Source organism: Achromobacter spanius, from assembly GCF_002812705.1.
Taxonomy (GTDB): Bacteria; Pseudomonadota; Gammaproteobacteria; order Burkholderiales; family Burkholderiaceae_B; genus Achromobacter; species Achromobacter spanius.
Window position 1 is genome coordinate 2950616 of record NZ_CP025030.1, and the last position, 13834, is coordinate 2964449.

The following is a 13834-nucleotide window of genomic DNA, read 5'->3' on the forward strand; positions in this document are numbered from 1 at the left end:
GCGGTTGCAAGACCTTTCAGCGATTCCCCCGTAAAATCACCCCATTCAGCAAGGCTTCAACCATTTCAATAAACAGTACTTAGGAGGACCACTCATGGCCCTAGTCTCCATGCGCCAGCTGCTCGACCACGCCGCCGAGAACGGCTACGGCATTCCGGCTTTCAACGTCAATAACCTGGAACAGGTCCAGGCCATCATGGAAGCCGCTGCGGAGACCGACAGCCCGGTGATCATGCAAGCTTCGGCCGGCGCGCGCAAATACGCGGGCGAGGGCTTCCTGAAGCACCTGATCCAGGCCGCGGTGGAATCCTATCCGCACATTCCCGTCGTCATGCACCAGGATCACGGCCAGTCGCCCAAGGTCTGCCAAGGCGCGATCGACCTCGGTTTCTCCAGCGTGATGATGGACGGTTCGCTGAAAGAAGACGGCAAGACCATCGCCGACTACGACTACAACGTCGAAGTCACCAAGAAGGTCGTGGACGTCGCCCACAAGCTGGGCGTGACGGTTGAAGGCGAACTCGGCTGCCTGGGTTCCCTGGAAACCATGGAAGGCGACAAGGAAGACGGACACGGCGCCGACGGCAAGCTGACCATGGATCAACTGCTGACCGATCCGGAACAAGCCGCCGACTTCGTGCGCCGCACCCAGTTGGACGCGCTGGCGATTGCCATCGGCACCAGCCACGGCGCCTACAAGTTCACGCGCAAGCCCACCGGCGACATCCTGTCGATTTCCCGCATCAAGGAAATCCACGCCCGCCTGCCCAACACCCACCTGGTGATGCACGGCAGCTCCAGCGTGCCGCAGGAACTGCTGGCCGAGATCCGTGAATTCGGCGGCAACATGAAGGAAACCTACGGCGTGCCGGTCGAGGAAATCCAGGAAGCCATCAAGTACGGCGTGCGCAAGATCAATATCGACACCGATATTCGTCTGGCCATGACCGGCGCCATCCGCCGCTTCTTCGCCGAGAACCCCGAAAAGTTCGACCCGCGCGAATACTTGAAGCCCGCCCGCGCCGCTGCCAAGGCGATCTGTGTGGCTCGCTACACGGAATTCGGCACGGCCGGCAACGCCAGCAAGATCAAGGCGCTGCCGCTGACCGAAATCGCCGCGCAGTACGCATCGGGCAAGCTGTCGCAAGTGGTGCAGTAAATCTGTCCAGCGCCGCCTTCGGGGGGCGCCGGGGTAGCAAAAAGGGGTGGGTCCGTCATGGACCCACCCCTTTGTTTTGGCCGGCTGCCAAGACGGGCGTACCGGCTGGCCGCGTCAGCCCCGCGCGTCAGGCGGGCGGCGAGTTTTGCGGGAAGTGCGGCACGCTGCGGTCCACGTGGTGCCAGGACGGCGCCGAACTGGTCCACAGGCTGGCCTTGGCGTGGAAGGCTTCGGGGTCGTCCAGCGAGCCCGCGCGCACCACTTCGTATCCCATGCCTTCCGAGCCGCCGAACAGCGGCGTGCCACAGGCGGCGCAGAAGCTGCGCATGACGGTGTGCCCGGAGTCTCCCTTGTAGCGGTGTTCCTTGGCCTGGCCGCGCAGCATCGTCACCGAGCCGGCGGGAAAGATCAACGCATGGGCCGGGGCGCCGCCGCTGGAATATTGGCAGTCGCGGCAATGACAGGTGGCGGCGGTGATGGGCTCGTCGGTAACGGCGTAACGGATCGCGCCGCACTGGCAACCGCCAGTCAGGTGTACCGGCGCGTCGGCGGCGGGCGGGCGTTTGAGGGAAGCTTCCTGCATACGACTTTGTCTCCGGGCGTAAGGTCTGCGGCGTGACGCCCAAAGGCGGCCGGCGCGAATTGTGAGTCGGAAATCAGAGCCTAACCCGGCCCCCGCCGCCCGGCAAGACGGGCTTATTTGCAGTAATCTATGCGTCTTGCAGAGGCCATGCCGCCTTTTGCGCAGGTTCCGATTTCGTTCTACTTCCCGCCCTGGCGCTCGCCCGTGGCGGGAATCTTCATTTTTGCCATAGGCCATTCCCGTGACTTCTGCTTTGCATCAATCCAGCATCAAGTCCTTGCCGCTGCTGGGCCGCGGTAAGGTGCGCGATATGTACGCGGTGGGCGACGACAAGTTGCTGATCGTCGCGTCGGATCGTATCTCCGCTTTCGACGTGATCCTTGACGACCCCATTCCCGGCAAGGGACAGGTGCTGACCGAGCTGACCGAATTCTGGTTGCAGAAGCTGGCCCACATCCTGCCGAACCACTCCACGGGCGTGCAGCCCGAAGACGTGGTGGCCCCGGAAGAAGTCGACCAGGTGCGCGGCCGCGCCGTCGTGGTCAAGCGCCTGAAGCCGATTCTGGTGGAAGCGGTTGCCCGCGGTTACCTGATCGGTTCCGGCTGGAAGGACTACCAGGCCACCGGCGCCGTCTGCGGCATTCAACTGCCCGCCGGCCTGCAACAGGCCAGCCAGTTGCCCGAGCCCATCTTCACGCCCGCCGCCAAGGCCGAATTCGGCATGCACGACGAAAACGTGGACTTTGCGCACGTGGTGAAGGAAGTTGGCCAGGAAATGGCCGAGCGCATCCGCGACGTCACGCTCAAGCTGTACACGGAAGCCGCCAAGTTCGCCGCCACCAAGGGCATCATCATTGCCGACACCAAGTTCGAATTCGGCCTGGACGACAACGGCACGCTGCACTTGATGGACGAGGTGCTGACGCCTGATTCGTCACGCTTCTGGCCCGCCGACGGCTACCGCGTGGGCATCAGCCCCCCGTCGTTCGACAAGCAGTTCGTGCGCGACTGGCTGGAAACCCAAACCTGGGACAAGACCCCGCCCGCCCCGCGCCTGCCGCAAGACGTACTGGTGAAGACGGCCGCCAAGTACCGCGAAGGGCTGGATCGCCTGATCGCCTGATCCGCCTGATCCGCCTTAGGGCATCAGGCCTTCGTGGTCGAAACAACCCGCTCATGCACAGTGAGCGGGTTTTTTTATGCCTCCAAGGCATAAGCCGGCGCCGCGCGCATCAGGGCTTTCGATAACAAATATGTCGGATTGTTACGTTATACTCGTCGGCTGCTTAGCAGGACGTCCGCCGACAGGAGCCTTCCGCATGATCATGATGTTGCCCTTTCTGACCGGATTGGTCGCCGTGTGGTTCGGGGTGCTTGGCAAGCGCCGCCCCTGCGTGACTTTCTGGATGCTGACGCTGGCGATCTTTGCCGCCTGGTGCGTGCACCACATGAACACGCCCCTGGCGTTGTCGCTGTAAAGGCCGGGCAATGATCTTTTCCCGCAATCCGGCGCGCGGCTCGCGCGTGTTGAACGGCCTGGCCCTGCTGGGCATCTCCGGCATCCTGGGCATGGCCTTCGCCTGGCAGTTCATTTATGACGAACTGCCGTGCCCGCTATGCCTGTTGCAGCGCGTGGCGCTGATACTTGCCGGGGTGGGGTTCCTGCTGAACATGCGCTTGGGGCCATCGCCCATGCACTACGCCATGAGCATCGCGGCGTCGCTCGGGGGAATGCTGGCGTCGGGCCGGCAAGTGCTGCTGCACATGGCGCCGGGCGACCCGGGCTATGGCTCGCCGTTCCTGGGCATGCATTTCTACACCTGGGCCTTCATCGCCTTTTGCGCCATCATCGTTTTCTGCATTCTGATGCAGACGGCCGACCGCAAATGGGGCGACAGCATGCTGAAAAAGCCGGTGTCGGTGCTGGGCATCATCGTCATGGCCCTGTTTTTCATCATGACGCTGGCCAACGTGGGCGGCACCACGCTGGAATGCGGTTTCGGGCCTTGCCCGGACAATCCCGACAGCTATCTGTGGCTGTCGTCATCGGCCGCACGCTAGCTTCGCCCGCGCGCCGGGTAAAATACCGGGTTTCGCGGACTGGGTCCGCGGTCCTTTGACATTCCGCGGGCAGGTTTCCGCGGTCTTACCTCTTTGACACCGGTTATGACAGCCAAGACTTCCGCAGCGGCAGAGGCCACCCCCGTGGTGGGCGTGATTATGGGATCTTCCAGCGATTGGGAGGTCATGAAGCACGCGGTGACCATGCTGGAGGATTTCGGCGTGGCTTACGAGGCGCGCGTGATTTCCGCGCATCGCATGCCGCAGGACATGGCCGAGTACGGCGCGGCGGCACATGGCCGCGGCCTGCGCGGCATCATCGCCGGCGCCGGCGGCGCGGCCCACCTGCCGGGCATGATGGCGGCGCTGACCGAAGTGCCGGTGTTTGGCGTGCCCGTGCCGTCCAAGTACCTGCGCGGCGAAGATTCGCTGCTGTCCATCGTGCAGATGCCCAAGGGCGTGCCGGTGGCCACGTTTGCAATTGGCGAAGCCGGCGCGGCCAACGCGGCGCTGCACGTGATTGCCACGCTGGCCGGTACCGATGCGGGCTTGCATCAGAAGCTGGTGGCTTTCCGCGCGCGCCAGACGCAAGCCGCGCGCGACATGAAGGTTCCGCCCGAGGCGTCGATCGTATGAGCAAACCCACTTCCTTCATGATTGCCCCCGGCGGCTGGCTGGGCTTGCTGGGCGGCGGCCAACTGGGCCGCATGTTCTGCCACGCGGCGCAAAGCCTGGGCTACAAGGTCGCCGTGCTGGATCCGGCCGACGAATGCCCCGCCGGCATGGTGGCCGACCTGCACATCCAGGCGGCCTACGACGACGAAGCCGGACTGGCCCGCCTGGCCCAGACCTGTCAGGCCGTCACCACCGAATTTGAAAACGTACCCGCCGACAGCCTGCGCACGCTGGCCACGCGCTGCCGCGTCAGCCCGGCCGCCGACGCCGTGGCCATCGTGCAGGACCGTATCGCCGAAAAGACCTTCATCGCCGCGCAAGGCATTCCCGTTGCGCCGCACGCCGCCATCCGCAGCGAAGCGGACCTGCGCGCCGCGCCCGAGGCTTTGTTCCCCGGCATTCTGAAAGTGGCCCGCCTGGGCTATGACGGCAAGGGTCAGGCCCGCATCAACACGCGCGACGAAGCGCTTGCTGCTTTCGCTGAATTCGGCGGCGTGGCCTGCGTGCTGGAAGCCTTGATGCCGCTGGATTATGAAATCTCGGTGGTGCTGGCGCGCGGTTTCGATGGTGCCAGCGTGGTGTTCCCGGTGGCGCGCAACGTGCATCGCGACGGCATCCTGGCGGTGTCGACGGCGGCGCCCGTGCAGTCGGACGCGGCCCATGCCGAACGGCAGGCCCGCGCCACCGAGGCGGCGCAGTCCATTGCGCAAGGCCTGGGCTACCACGGCGTGCTGTGCGTGGAGTTCTTTGTCTTGAAGGACGGCAGCCTCATCGTCAACGAGATCGCGCCGCGCCCGCACAACAGCGGCCACTACACGATGAACGCCTGCGTCACCAGCCAGTTCGAACAGCAGGCGCGCGCGATGGCCGGCTTGCCCTTGGGCAGCACGGCGCTGCTGGCGCCCGCCGTCATGCTGAACATCCTGGGCGACATCTGGTACGAATCGGCCACGGCCACGACCCAGCGCGAACCGGATTGGGCCGCCGCGCTGGCGGTGCCCACCGCCAAGCTGCACTTGTACGGCAAGCATGACGCGCGCCGAGCCCGCAAGATGGGCCACATCACCATCGTGGCGCCCACGCTGGATGAAGCCCGCAGCGACGCCGCCCGTGTGGCCGCCGCGCTGGGCATGCAAGCCCCCGAGTAAACCGCGATGCCTTCCTTGCCTACGCTGGATTCCGCGCGCGACGCGGACATCGCCCACGCCGCGCAGCGCCTGCTGGACGGCGAGCTCGCCGCCTTTCCCACCGAGACCGTCTACGGCCTGGGCGCGGACGCGGAAAACCCGCAGGCGGTGGCGAAGATCTATGCGGCCAAGGGCCGCCCGTCGAATCATCCCGTCATCGTGCACATCGCGCCCGGTGGTGATGTGTCGTATTGGGCAGCGGACGTGCCGCCCGAGGCGCGCCTGCTGATCGATGCGTTCTGGCCGGGGCCGCTGACGCTGATCCTGAAGCGCGCGCCGCATATCGTTGATACGGTTAGCGGCGGCCAGGACAGCATCGGCATTCGCTGCCCATCGCACCCGGTGGCGCAGGCGCTGCTGGCGGCGTTTGCGGCGGGCAAGCCGAACGGGCAGGGCGGCGTGGCCGCGCCGTCGGCCAACAAGTTCGGCCAGGTGTCGCCCACGCGCGCCGAGCATGTGCGCAGCGAATTCCCCGAGGAAGTCGCGGCGGGCATGCCGGTGCTGGAAGGCGGGGCGTCGGAAGTCGGTATCGAGTCGACCATTCTTGACCTGTCGCGGCTGGATCGGGGGGCGGGTCCCGTGCTGCTGCGTCCGGGTCATATCAGTGCGGCGCAGATTGAAGCGGTGCTGGGCATGCAGGTGTTCGCACCGGACGCCGCCGCGCCCAGGGCATCGGGGACGTTGAAGGCGCACTATGCGCCGCGCACGCCGCTTGAGCTGGCGTCGGATGATCGCCTGCAAGAGGTGGTGCAAGGACGGAATCTGCCGGCGGGCAAGGTGGTGGTGGTGGCGTATGGGGTGAAGCCTGAAGCGCTGGATGCGCGTTTGCAATGGCAGCCCGTTCCCGCAGACCCGGCGCGCTATGCGCAGGCCTTGTATGGATTGCTGCGCGATCTGGATAAGCAGGGGTATTCGCGCATCATCGTGCAGGCGCCGCCCGCCAGCGATGAATGGCACGCGGTCAATGACCGGATTGGTCGCGCGGCTGCCGCGTTTTCGCTGGATATGACGGGGTTGGAGTAGGTTGCTTGATGGGGTTTGTGGGACTCTTGGGCGGTGGCTTGATGGGTTTCGCGCGAACTTGGCTTGGTTTCTTTTGCTGGGCTTCTCGCGCTGCACCCATCCTACGAATCGTGGGGTGCGGTGGCTCCTGAATCGTGCTGGTTTCTGCGGGCTTCGTTGATGTGGACGGTTGCTTGATGGGTTTCGCGCGAACTTGGCTTGGGTTCTTTTGTTGGGTTTCTCGCGCTGCACCCATCCTACGTGCCGGACTTGTAGGATGGGTGCAGCGCGGCATGGCGGTTAGCTAAGGCACGGCGCGTCACGCGCGTAACCCATCGGACGGTGCCGCCCACGTCCTCACGCCACCAAAAATTCCCCGATTCTTTCCACTGCTTGCCGCAACGGGGGCAAGAACTCTTCGGTCAGGCGCGTCAGCGGCACACGCGCTGCCTTGACGCTGACGTTCACGGCGCCGCAGGCTTTGCCGCTGGCGGAACGGACGGCAACTGAAATCGCGCGCACGTTCAATTCCAATTCCTGGTCGACCACCGCGTAGCCTTGCTCGCGGATACGCGCCAATTCCACGCGCAATTTCGCCTCGGTGTTCAGCGTAAATTCCGTATAGGGCTGCAAGTCGGTCGCGGCGAAATAGCGGGCCAGGGCGGGCTCGGGCAATTCGGCCAGCAACACGCGCCCGATCGACGTGCAATACGCCGGCAGGCGGCTGCCCAGGCCCATGGAGGTTGCCAGCAGGCGGTTCACTTCGGAACGCGCCAGGTACAACATTTCGTGGCCTTCCATGATGGCCAGCGCGCAGGTCTCGTTGACCGTGGCGCTCAGTTCTTCCAGCACGGGTTGGGCCAGCGACACAAACGGCGTCGACGAAAAATACGCATAGCCCAGGCCCAGGATGCGCGGCGTCAGCACATACAGCCTGCCGTGCTGTTCGGCAATGCCCAGCAGCACCAGCGTGTGCAGGCAGCGCTGCACCACCGCGCGCGGCAGGCCTGCGCGACGGCTCAGTTCCGCCGCCGTTTGCGGATGGCGCCGCGTGCCGAACGCGCGGATCACGTGCAGGCCGCGCGCCAGGGTCAGCATGTAGTCCGGGTCGCCCCGGAACTGGTCGGGATGGTCGTCAGCGGCCAACGGCGCGGCGTAGCCGGGCGGGGGCAGATTAGGCAGCATCAGCCCGCGCGCAGCGGCGCGCCGGTGCGTCCTTGCAGTTCGGTCAGCGTCATGCCGTCGATCATATCCCGAACCACCAGGCCATCCGGCGTGACATCAATGACCGCCAGATCGGTATAGATGCGGTCCACCACGCCCGCGCCCGTCAGAGGATAAGTGCAGCGCTCGACGATCTTCGGATCACCGTTCTTGCTGTTGTGCTCCATCATGATGAACACGCTGCGCGCACCAACCGCCAGGTCCATCGCACCGCCCACGGCGGGCGCTTCGCCCGGCTTGGCCAGCGACCAGTTGGCCAGATCCCCATTGGCCGCGACCTGCATGCCGCCCATGACGCAGATGTCCAGGTGGCCGCCGCGCATCATCGCGAACGAATCGGCATGGTGAAAATACGCACCGCCCGCAAGCAGGGTCACGGGCTGCTTGCCGGCGTTGATCAAATCCAGATTGATGGCGTCGTCAGCGGGCGGCGGGCCCATGCCCAGGATGCCGTTTTCGCTGTGCAGCACAATCTCGCGGTCATCCGGCAGGTGCGCGGCCACCAGCACCGGCATGCCGATGCCCAGGTTGACGTAGCTGCCGTCGGGAATATCCAGGGCCAGGCGGCGCGCCATGGCCTCGCGGGTCAGGGGTTGATACATGGCTGTCCTTCAACTGGAAAAGGCGGCTTTGGCCACCTCGGTGACGCGCTTGACGAAGATGCCGGGCGTCACGATGGCTTCGGGCGGCAATTCACCCAGTTCGGCCTTGGCGCGCACCTGCACGATGGTGGTCTTGGCCGCCATGCACATGATCGGCCCGAAGTTGCGCGCGCTCTTGTGATAAGTCAGATTTCCCCAGCGGTCGCCCTGGTCGGCCTTGACCAGCGCAAAGTCGCCATGCAGCGGCGTCTCGAAGACATGGCCGCGCCCGTTGATCATGCGCGTTTCCTTGCCTTGGGCCAGTTCGGTGCCGTAGGCGGTGGGCGTGAAAAATCCGCCCAGCCCCGCGCCCGCCGCGCGCAGCCGCTCGGCGATGGTGCCTTGCGGCACGCATTCCAGTTCGATGCCGCCGCGCCGATACAGGTCGTCGAAGACCCAGGAGTGAGACGCCTTGGGAAACGAGCAGATGACTTTGCGCACGCGGCCGGCCTTGATCAGCGCGGCCAGCCCCGTTTCGTGGTTGCCCGCGTTGTTGCTGACCACGGTGAGCTCGCGCGCGCCCTGGTCGATCAGTGCATGGATCAGTTCGGTGGGCATGCCGGCGCCGCCGAAACCGCTGATCAGTATCGTGGCGCCGTCGTGGATGTCCGAGACCGCGGCCTCGGGCGTGTCGATGAACTTGTTGATCATGGTGTGGGTTCCGATCTGCCGGGGCAGCTGTGTTGCCGCCGCGCCCCGGCTTCGTTCAGTTCGCGGTGATGCCGACCTGCTTGACGACGTCGGCGTAGTGGGCGGACTCTTGCCGCATGAATTCGGCGAACTGCGCCGTCGTGCCCCCCACCGGCAGGAAGCCGACGTCGATGAATTTACGCCGTACCTCGGGGTCTTTCACCACTTCCGCGACCTCGCGCGCCATGCGGTCGATGATGGGCTGGGGCGTATTGGCCGGCGCCAGCAGCCCCGCCCACGAACCCGTTTCAAAACCCGGCTGGCCGGCTTCGCCCATGGTGGGAATCGAGGGTTCGTCGGGCCAGCGTTGCTTGCCGGTGAAGGCCAGCGCCTTCAGCCGGTTCTGTTTCACGTATTGCATCGGCACCAGGATCGGGTCGAACACCATCGATACGCGCCCGCCCAGCAGGTCCGTCAGAATCGGCGCGCTGCCCTTGTAGGCCACGTGCGTCATCGCAATCTGGTTCTTCGACGCGAACCGCGCGCCGGTCAGGTGCGCGTTGGAACCCGTGCCGCTGGAGGCATAGGTGAGCTTGTCGGGATGCTTGCGGCCGTAATCGACCAATTCGGCCACGTTGTTGACGGGCACGTCTTCGGCCACGAACAGGAACAGGGGCAGATCGGCCATTTGTACGACGGGCACCAGGTCCGTGGGCTTGAAGTTCAGCTTGTACAGATGGAAGTTGACCAGGTAGGCCGGCAGCATGGCCAGGAAGGTGTAGCCGTCCGGGTCCGCCTTGGCGGCGATGGCCGAGCCCACGCTGCTGTTGGCGCCCGGCTTGTTCTCGACAATGATCGTCTGGCCCAGGCGCGGCGCCAGCTTTTCCACCACGATGCGGGTGACGATGTCGGTGGAGCCGCCGGGGGTGTACGGCACGATGATCTTGATGGGCTTGGTGGGCCAGTCATCCGCGGCCTGGGCCGGGCCGGCGGCCAGGCCGATGGTGGCCAGGGCCGAGCACAACAGGGTTTTCAGGGCAAGGCGGCGGGGCTGCGATTTGCAAACTGTAGCCATGGATTTGTCTCCTCCATGAATCGACCGAATATCGATGCGCGCCGGGTTTTTCTAGTGGCGCGCTCGGCGTTTTTTTAAGGTTTGCGGCAATGCCGCGTATCGGACATCGACGCAAAAAAAGTATGGCATGCGGGGGCGCGACGATTGGGGTGTAAGGGTCTGATTAAGTTCGATCACCGGACAAATGGCCAAATCTGTCTGACTCGTCATTCCCGGGGTTTGCACTAGGGAAAGCCGCGTTGTTCATGTGGTGGACATGGCGTAATCTGGCTCGGATTTCACCCTCAGGAGAAGCACAATGAAGCGGTCAACGTGGTTTGCAGCCGGCGCTTTGGCCCTGGCGTGCGCGTCCCAGGCGGCAGTTGCCGGCCCCACCCTGGATGCGGTGAAGAAAAAGGGATTTGTGCAGTGCGGCCTGACCGACGGCGTTTCCGGGTTCTCGGCCACCAACAGCAAGGGCGAATGGGAAGGCATGGACGTGGACATCTGCCGCGCGGTGGCCGCGGCCGTGTTCGGTGATCCGACCAAATTCAAAGGTACCGCGCTGTCCACCCAGCAACGCTTCACCGCGCTGCAATCGGGTGAAGTCGACGTATTGCTGCGCACCGTCACGCTGACCCAGACGCGCGACACGTCACTGGGGCTGTCTGCCGTGGCCCCCAGCTTCTTTGACGGCCAGGGCATCCTGGTCAGCAAGAAGCTGGGCGTGAAAAGCGCCAAGGAACTCAACGGCGCCACCGTCTGCGTGCAGCCCGGCACCACCACCGAATTGAACCTGGCCGACTGGTTCCGCGCCAACGGCATCGAATTCAAGCCCGTGGTGATCGACAAGGTGACGGAAGTGGTGCGCGCCTTTGAATCCGGCCGCTGCGACGCCTTCACCGACGACTCCTCGCAACTGGCCGCCGTGCGCGCCACGCAAGTGGCGAACCCGGATGACTACGAGATCCTGCCCGAACGTTTCTCGAAAGAACCGCTGGGGCCCATGGTGCGCCAGGGCGACGAGAACTGGCTGGGCATCGTGCGCTGGACCTTGTTCGCGCTGCAGGAAGCCGAGGAGTACGGCGTCACGCAGAAGAACGTGGATGAGATGTTGAAGAGCAAGAACCCGAACGTCTTGCGCATCCTGGGCGTGACGCCGGGGGCGGGCAAGAACATGGGCCTGGACGAAAAGTGGGCCTACAACGCCATCAAGGCCGTGGGCAACTACAGCGAAGTGTTCGAGCGCAACGTCGGCAAGGACAGCAAGCTGGGCCTGCAACGGGGCACCAATGCGCTGTGGAGCAACGGCGGCGCGATGTATCCGTGGCCGATTCGGTGATGCGGCGCGCGCGGTAATAGCCAGGCGGCCCGCGGCGCGGGCCGCTTTTTATTGCCAGGGTGATCACGGGCATGCTGCTGACGCGGATTTCTCCCAATCGCCATGCGATATAAGCGAACCGTTATACGGTACGCTATGCGTTTTCCCCTTGCACGCCCCGCGCCATGACCCTGACGCCACACCCCGAGGATTCTCCTTTGTTCATTGCCGCGCTGGCGCGCGGTATTTCCGTATTGCGGGCGTTCAGCGAAGGGCAGCCTGCCATGACGCTGCCTGAACTCGCGGAGGCGACGGGCTTGAGCAAAAGCGCGGTCCAGCGCTTTACGCACACGCTTTGGACGCTGGGCTACCTGCGCAAGGACCCCACCAGCAAGAAGTTCTCGCTGGCGCCCTGGTCGCTGGAGCTAGGGATGCACTATGTGCAGACCAGTCCGCTGGTGCTGGGCGGCAACCCTTTCCTGCATACGCTGAACCGGAACAGCCAGGAAACATGCAGCCTGGCAGAGCCGGACGGCCTAGACATGGTCTATGTGGCGCGTTTCGCCACCCACAAGGAAATGTTCGTGAACATGCCGGTCGGCATGCGCTTGCCGTTGTATTGCACGGCGGCTGGACGTGCCGTGCTGGCCAAGCTGGACCCGGGCGTTGCGCATGATCTGCTGGAACGCTGCGCCCGCAAGCCTTACACGGCAAATACGCTGACCACCATGGACGACTTGCTGGACGAGCTGGCGTTCGCGCGGCGCCACGGCTATGCACGGTCCAACGGCGAGTTCTATCCCGGCGACATCACGGTCAGCGCGGCGGTCCTGGATGCCGGCGGCACCCCCTTGGGCGCCGTGAACGTGTCCGTGCCATCCAGCCGCTGGTCTTTTGAACAGGCGCAAGCCGTGTTCGGCCCGCAGGTGGTGGAAACCGCGCACGCTATCAGTGCATCGCGCACCTTGGGGCGGTCGCATCCCTTCTACCTGATGGAACCGCCTGGCGGCGCGTTGCGGGGGGCGATGCCACCGCCCGACGACGCGGCCTGATCCCTTTCCGCATGCCGTTTTTTGGTGCGACATCCGCACCATGGCAGGGCGCACTCTTTCGTAATTCCTACTAAATCGCTCAACTAAATTTCACGCCTCTAGGGGGAACTCCCTAATTGGCTGCCTTGGTTTTTGCTTGCTAATCTATTTACGCCACGATCGTATCGCATAGCGATTCGATTGAATCTAAATAGAGCAACGTTCGCGATATTGCCGACGGGGCATGCCCAGGAGCCGCGCTGTGCCGCAGTCATCTGAAGTCCGTTTCAATCCCGTTGCCGGGTTCATGGGTTTGCCATCGGTCCGCGAGCCCGGGACGGGCCTGGCGCGCGCTTGCGTGGTCGGTATTCCGTTCGATTGCGGCACGCATCCATTCCGCGTCGGGTCGCGGCAGGGCCCTGACGCGATCCGCGAGCAATCCCGCTTGCTGCGCCCCGTCGACATCTTCCGCCGTCATGGCATCGACAATCCGCCCGAATTCCTGCGCGCCATCGACGTGGGCAACGTGGCCTGCCACCCGGGTGACCCCGACGCTTCGTACCCGCTGATCGAAGCCGGCATCGGCGCCATCCTGGATGCGGGTGCGATCCCCATCTCGATGGGGGGAGACGGCGCGGTGACGTTGCCGCAGTTGCGTGCCGTGGGACGCCGCCATCCGGATTTCGTCGTGCTGCATTTCGATTCGCACACCGACACCTATCCCATCGCCGGCTACAACACGGCCACGACTTTCACACGAGCGGCGGAAGAAGGGCTGCTGGACGTTGCGGCCAGCTTCCACGTCGGCACCCGGGGCAGTTCCTTCATGCCCGGGGTGTTGGAGTTCGGACGCGAGGTCGGCTACACGATCGTCCCCTACGACGACTTCGATCAGGACCAGAAAGCCACGCTGGCGGACATCAAGCAGCGTATCGGCCAGCGCCCGGTCTACCTGTGCTTTGACATGGACATCTTCGACCCCTCCTGCGCGCCGGGCGTATGCACGCCGGAGTGGGGCGGCTTGTCGGCCAAGGAAGGGCTGGCGCTTTTGCGCCAGCTTGCCGGCCTGAACTTCGTGGCGTTCGACGTCAACACCGTGTCGCCGCCGCAAGACGTGCAGGGGGCCACGGCCTTCCTGGCCGCTACCGTGATGCAGGAATTCTGCGCGTTGGCGGCGGTAGCGGTACAGCAGTACCCGCAAGGGCGTCCGGCCTGAGCCGTGCGTTTGCAGCATTCATGTCTGCGCATTCATTCATCCAAGGGGAA

At 64.6% G+C, this 13834-nt stretch carries 15 protein-coding genes; 10 read left to right on the top strand and 5 right to left on the bottom strand.

Going from position 1 to position 13834, the window contains the following annotated elements; genetic code table 11:
* The first annotated feature begins 94 nt into the window (after positions 1-94).
* Positions 95-1159, top strand: coding sequence for a class II fructose-bisphosphate aldolase (gene fba / locus CVS48_RS13400; protein WP_050448830.1), 1065 nt, complete (start codon positions 95-97; stop codon positions 1157-1159).
* 127 nt (positions 1160-1286) lie between these two features.
* Here the strand turns inward: fba and CVS48_RS13405 are convergent, their stop codons facing one another.
* On the bottom strand, positions 1287-1742 hold the full coding sequence (locus CVS48_RS13405; RefSeq protein WP_100854883.1) for a GFA family protein: 456 nt from the start codon (positions 1740-1742) through the stop codon (positions 1287-1289).
* Between the two features lie 241 nt (positions 1743-1983).
* On the opposite strand from CVS48_RS13405, the gene CVS48_RS13410 reads away from it, so the two are divergent.
* The 6 genes from CVS48_RS13410 (at position 1984) to CVS48_RS13430 (ending at position 6688) form a co-directional block, all read left to right on the top strand.
* Positions 1984-2865 carry a phosphoribosylaminoimidazolesuccinocarboxamide synthase gene (locus tag CVS48_RS13410; protein WP_100854884.1) on the top strand — a complete coding sequence of 294 codons (882 nt, stop codon included), beginning with the start codon at positions 1984-1986 and terminating at the stop codon, positions 2863-2865.
* A 196-nt stretch (positions 2866-3061) separates the two neighbouring features.
* Entirely contained in the window at positions 3062-3220 is a 159-nt protein-coding gene (locus tag CVS48_RS29370) for a DUF5993 family protein (RefSeq protein WP_167400992.1), read from the top strand.
* A gap of 10 nt (positions 3221-3230) precedes the next feature.
* Complete coding sequence (locus tag CVS48_RS13415) at positions 3231-3803, top strand: disulfide bond formation protein B (protein ID WP_100854885.1); 573 nt, start codon at positions 3231-3233, stop codon at positions 3801-3803.
* Between the two features lie 105 nt (positions 3804-3908).
* Complete coding sequence (gene purE / locus CVS48_RS13420) at positions 3909-4439, top strand: 5-(carboxyamino)imidazole ribonucleotide mutase (RefSeq protein ID WP_167400993.1); 531 nt, start codon at positions 3909-3911, stop codon at positions 4437-4439.
* A complete protein-coding gene (locus CVS48_RS13425) occupies positions 4436-5626 on the top strand; it encodes a 5-(carboxyamino)imidazole ribonucleotide synthase (RefSeq protein ID WP_100854886.1) in 1191 nt (396 codons plus the stop codon). Before purE ends, CVS48_RS13425 begins: the two co-directional genes overlap by 4 nt.
* A 6-nt stretch (positions 5627-5632) precedes the next feature.
* On the top strand, positions 5633-6688 hold the full coding sequence (locus CVS48_RS13430) for an L-threonylcarbamoyladenylate synthase (protein WP_100854887.1): 1056 nt from the start codon (positions 5633-5635) through the stop codon (positions 6686-6688).
* 336 nt (positions 6689-7024) lie between these two features.
* Here CVS48_RS13430 and CVS48_RS13435 read toward each other — a convergent pair whose 3' ends face one another.
* Genes CVS48_RS13435 through CVS48_RS13450 form a run of 4 tightly spaced genes read right to left on the bottom strand, consistent with a single transcriptional unit; the run spans position 7025 to position 10237 of the window.
* Positions 7025-7852, bottom strand: a complete 828-nt coding sequence (locus CVS48_RS13435) for an IclR family transcriptional regulator domain-containing protein (RefSeq protein ID WP_100854888.1) — start codon at positions 7850-7852, stop codon at positions 7025-7027.
* Complete coding sequence (locus CVS48_RS13440) at positions 7852-8493, bottom strand: 3-oxoacid CoA-transferase subunit B (protein WP_050448838.1); 642 nt, start codon at positions 8491-8493, stop codon at positions 7852-7854. The genes CVS48_RS13435 and CVS48_RS13440 overlap by 1 nt, the downstream gene beginning before the upstream one ends.
* Positions 8494-8502: 9 nt before the next feature.
* Positions 8503-9183, bottom strand: coding sequence for a 3-oxoacid CoA-transferase subunit A (locus CVS48_RS13445; RefSeq protein WP_100854889.1), 681 nt, complete (start codon positions 9181-9183; stop codon positions 8503-8505).
* A 55-nt stretch (positions 9184-9238) separates the two neighbouring features.
* Positions 9239-10237, bottom strand: a complete 999-nt coding sequence (locus CVS48_RS13450) for a Bug family tripartite tricarboxylate transporter substrate binding protein (RefSeq protein WP_100854890.1) — start codon at positions 10235-10237, stop codon at positions 9239-9241.
* A 298-nt stretch (positions 10238-10535) separates the two neighbouring features.
* On the opposite strand from CVS48_RS13450, the gene CVS48_RS13455 reads away from it, so the two are divergent.
* The 3 genes from CVS48_RS13455 (at position 10536) to CVS48_RS13465 (ending at position 13784) form a co-directional block, all read left to right on the top strand.
* Entirely contained in the window at positions 10536-11558 is a 1023-nt protein-coding gene (locus CVS48_RS13455; protein ID WP_100854891.1) for an amino acid ABC transporter substrate-binding protein, read from the top strand.
* Between the two features lie 164 nt (positions 11559-11722).
* Positions 11723-12589, top strand: coding sequence for an IclR family transcriptional regulator (locus CVS48_RS13460; RefSeq protein WP_100854892.1), 867 nt, complete (start codon positions 11723-11725; stop codon positions 12587-12589).
* A 286-nt stretch (positions 12590-12875) separates the two neighbouring features.
* Complete coding sequence (locus tag CVS48_RS13465) at positions 12876-13784, top strand: arginase family protein (RefSeq protein ID WP_100857647.1); 909 nt, start codon at positions 12876-12878, stop codon at positions 13782-13784.
* Positions 13785-13834 lie beyond the last annotated feature (50 nt).

Excerpts from the sequence above, each read along its gene's own strand:
- CVS48_RS13415 (WP_100854885.1), top strand. The coding sequence starts at position 3,231 with ATGATCTTTTCCCGCAATCCGGCGCGCGGCTCGCGCGTGTTGAACGGC.
- CVS48_RS29370 (WP_167400992.1), top strand. The coding sequence starts at position 3,062 with ATGATCATGATGTTGCCCTTTCTGACCGGATTGGTCGCCGTGTGGTTC.
- CVS48_RS13430 (WP_100854887.1), top strand. The coding sequence starts at position 5,633 with ATGCCTTCCTTGCCTACGCTGGATTCCGCGCGCGACGCGGACATCGCC.
- CVS48_RS13405 (WP_100854883.1), bottom strand. The coding sequence starts at position 1,742 with ATGCAGGAAGCTTCCCTCAAACGCCCGCCCGCCGCCGACGCGCCGGTA.
- CVS48_RS13435 (WP_100854888.1), bottom strand. The coding sequence starts at position 7,852 with ATGCTGCCTAATCTGCCCCCGCCCGGCTACGCCGCGCCGTTGGCCGCT.
- CVS48_RS13465 (WP_100857647.1), top strand. The coding sequence starts at position 12,876 with ATGGGTTTGCCATCGGTCCGCGAGCCCGGGACGGGCCTGGCGCGCGCT.
- CVS48_RS13460 (WP_100854892.1), top strand. The coding sequence starts at position 11,723 with ATGACCCTGACGCCACACCCCGAGGATTCTCCTTTGTTCATTGCCGCG.
- purE (WP_167400993.1), top strand. The coding sequence starts at position 3,909 with ATGACAGCCAAGACTTCCGCAGCGGCAGAGGCCACCCCCGTGGTGGGC.
- CVS48_RS13455 (WP_100854891.1), top strand. The coding sequence starts at position 10,536 with ATGAAGCGGTCAACGTGGTTTGCAGCCGGCGCTTTGGCCCTGGCGTGC.
- CVS48_RS13425 (WP_100854886.1), top strand. The coding sequence starts at position 4,436 with ATGAGCAAACCCACTTCCTTCATGATTGCCCCCGGCGGCTGGCTGGGC.
- CVS48_RS13450 (WP_100854890.1), bottom strand. The coding sequence starts at position 10,237 with ATGGCTACAGTTTGCAAATCGCAGCCCCGCCGCCTTGCCCTGAAAACC.
- CVS48_RS13440 (WP_050448838.1), bottom strand. The coding sequence starts at position 8,493 with ATGTATCAACCCCTGACCCGCGAGGCCATGGCGCGCCGCCTGGCCCTG.
- CVS48_RS13445 (WP_100854889.1), bottom strand. The coding sequence starts at position 9,183 with ATGATCAACAAGTTCATCGACACGCCCGAGGCCGCGGTCTCGGACATC.
- fba (WP_050448830.1), top strand. The coding sequence starts at position 95 with ATGGCCCTAGTCTCCATGCGCCAGCTGCTCGACCACGCCGCCGAGAAC.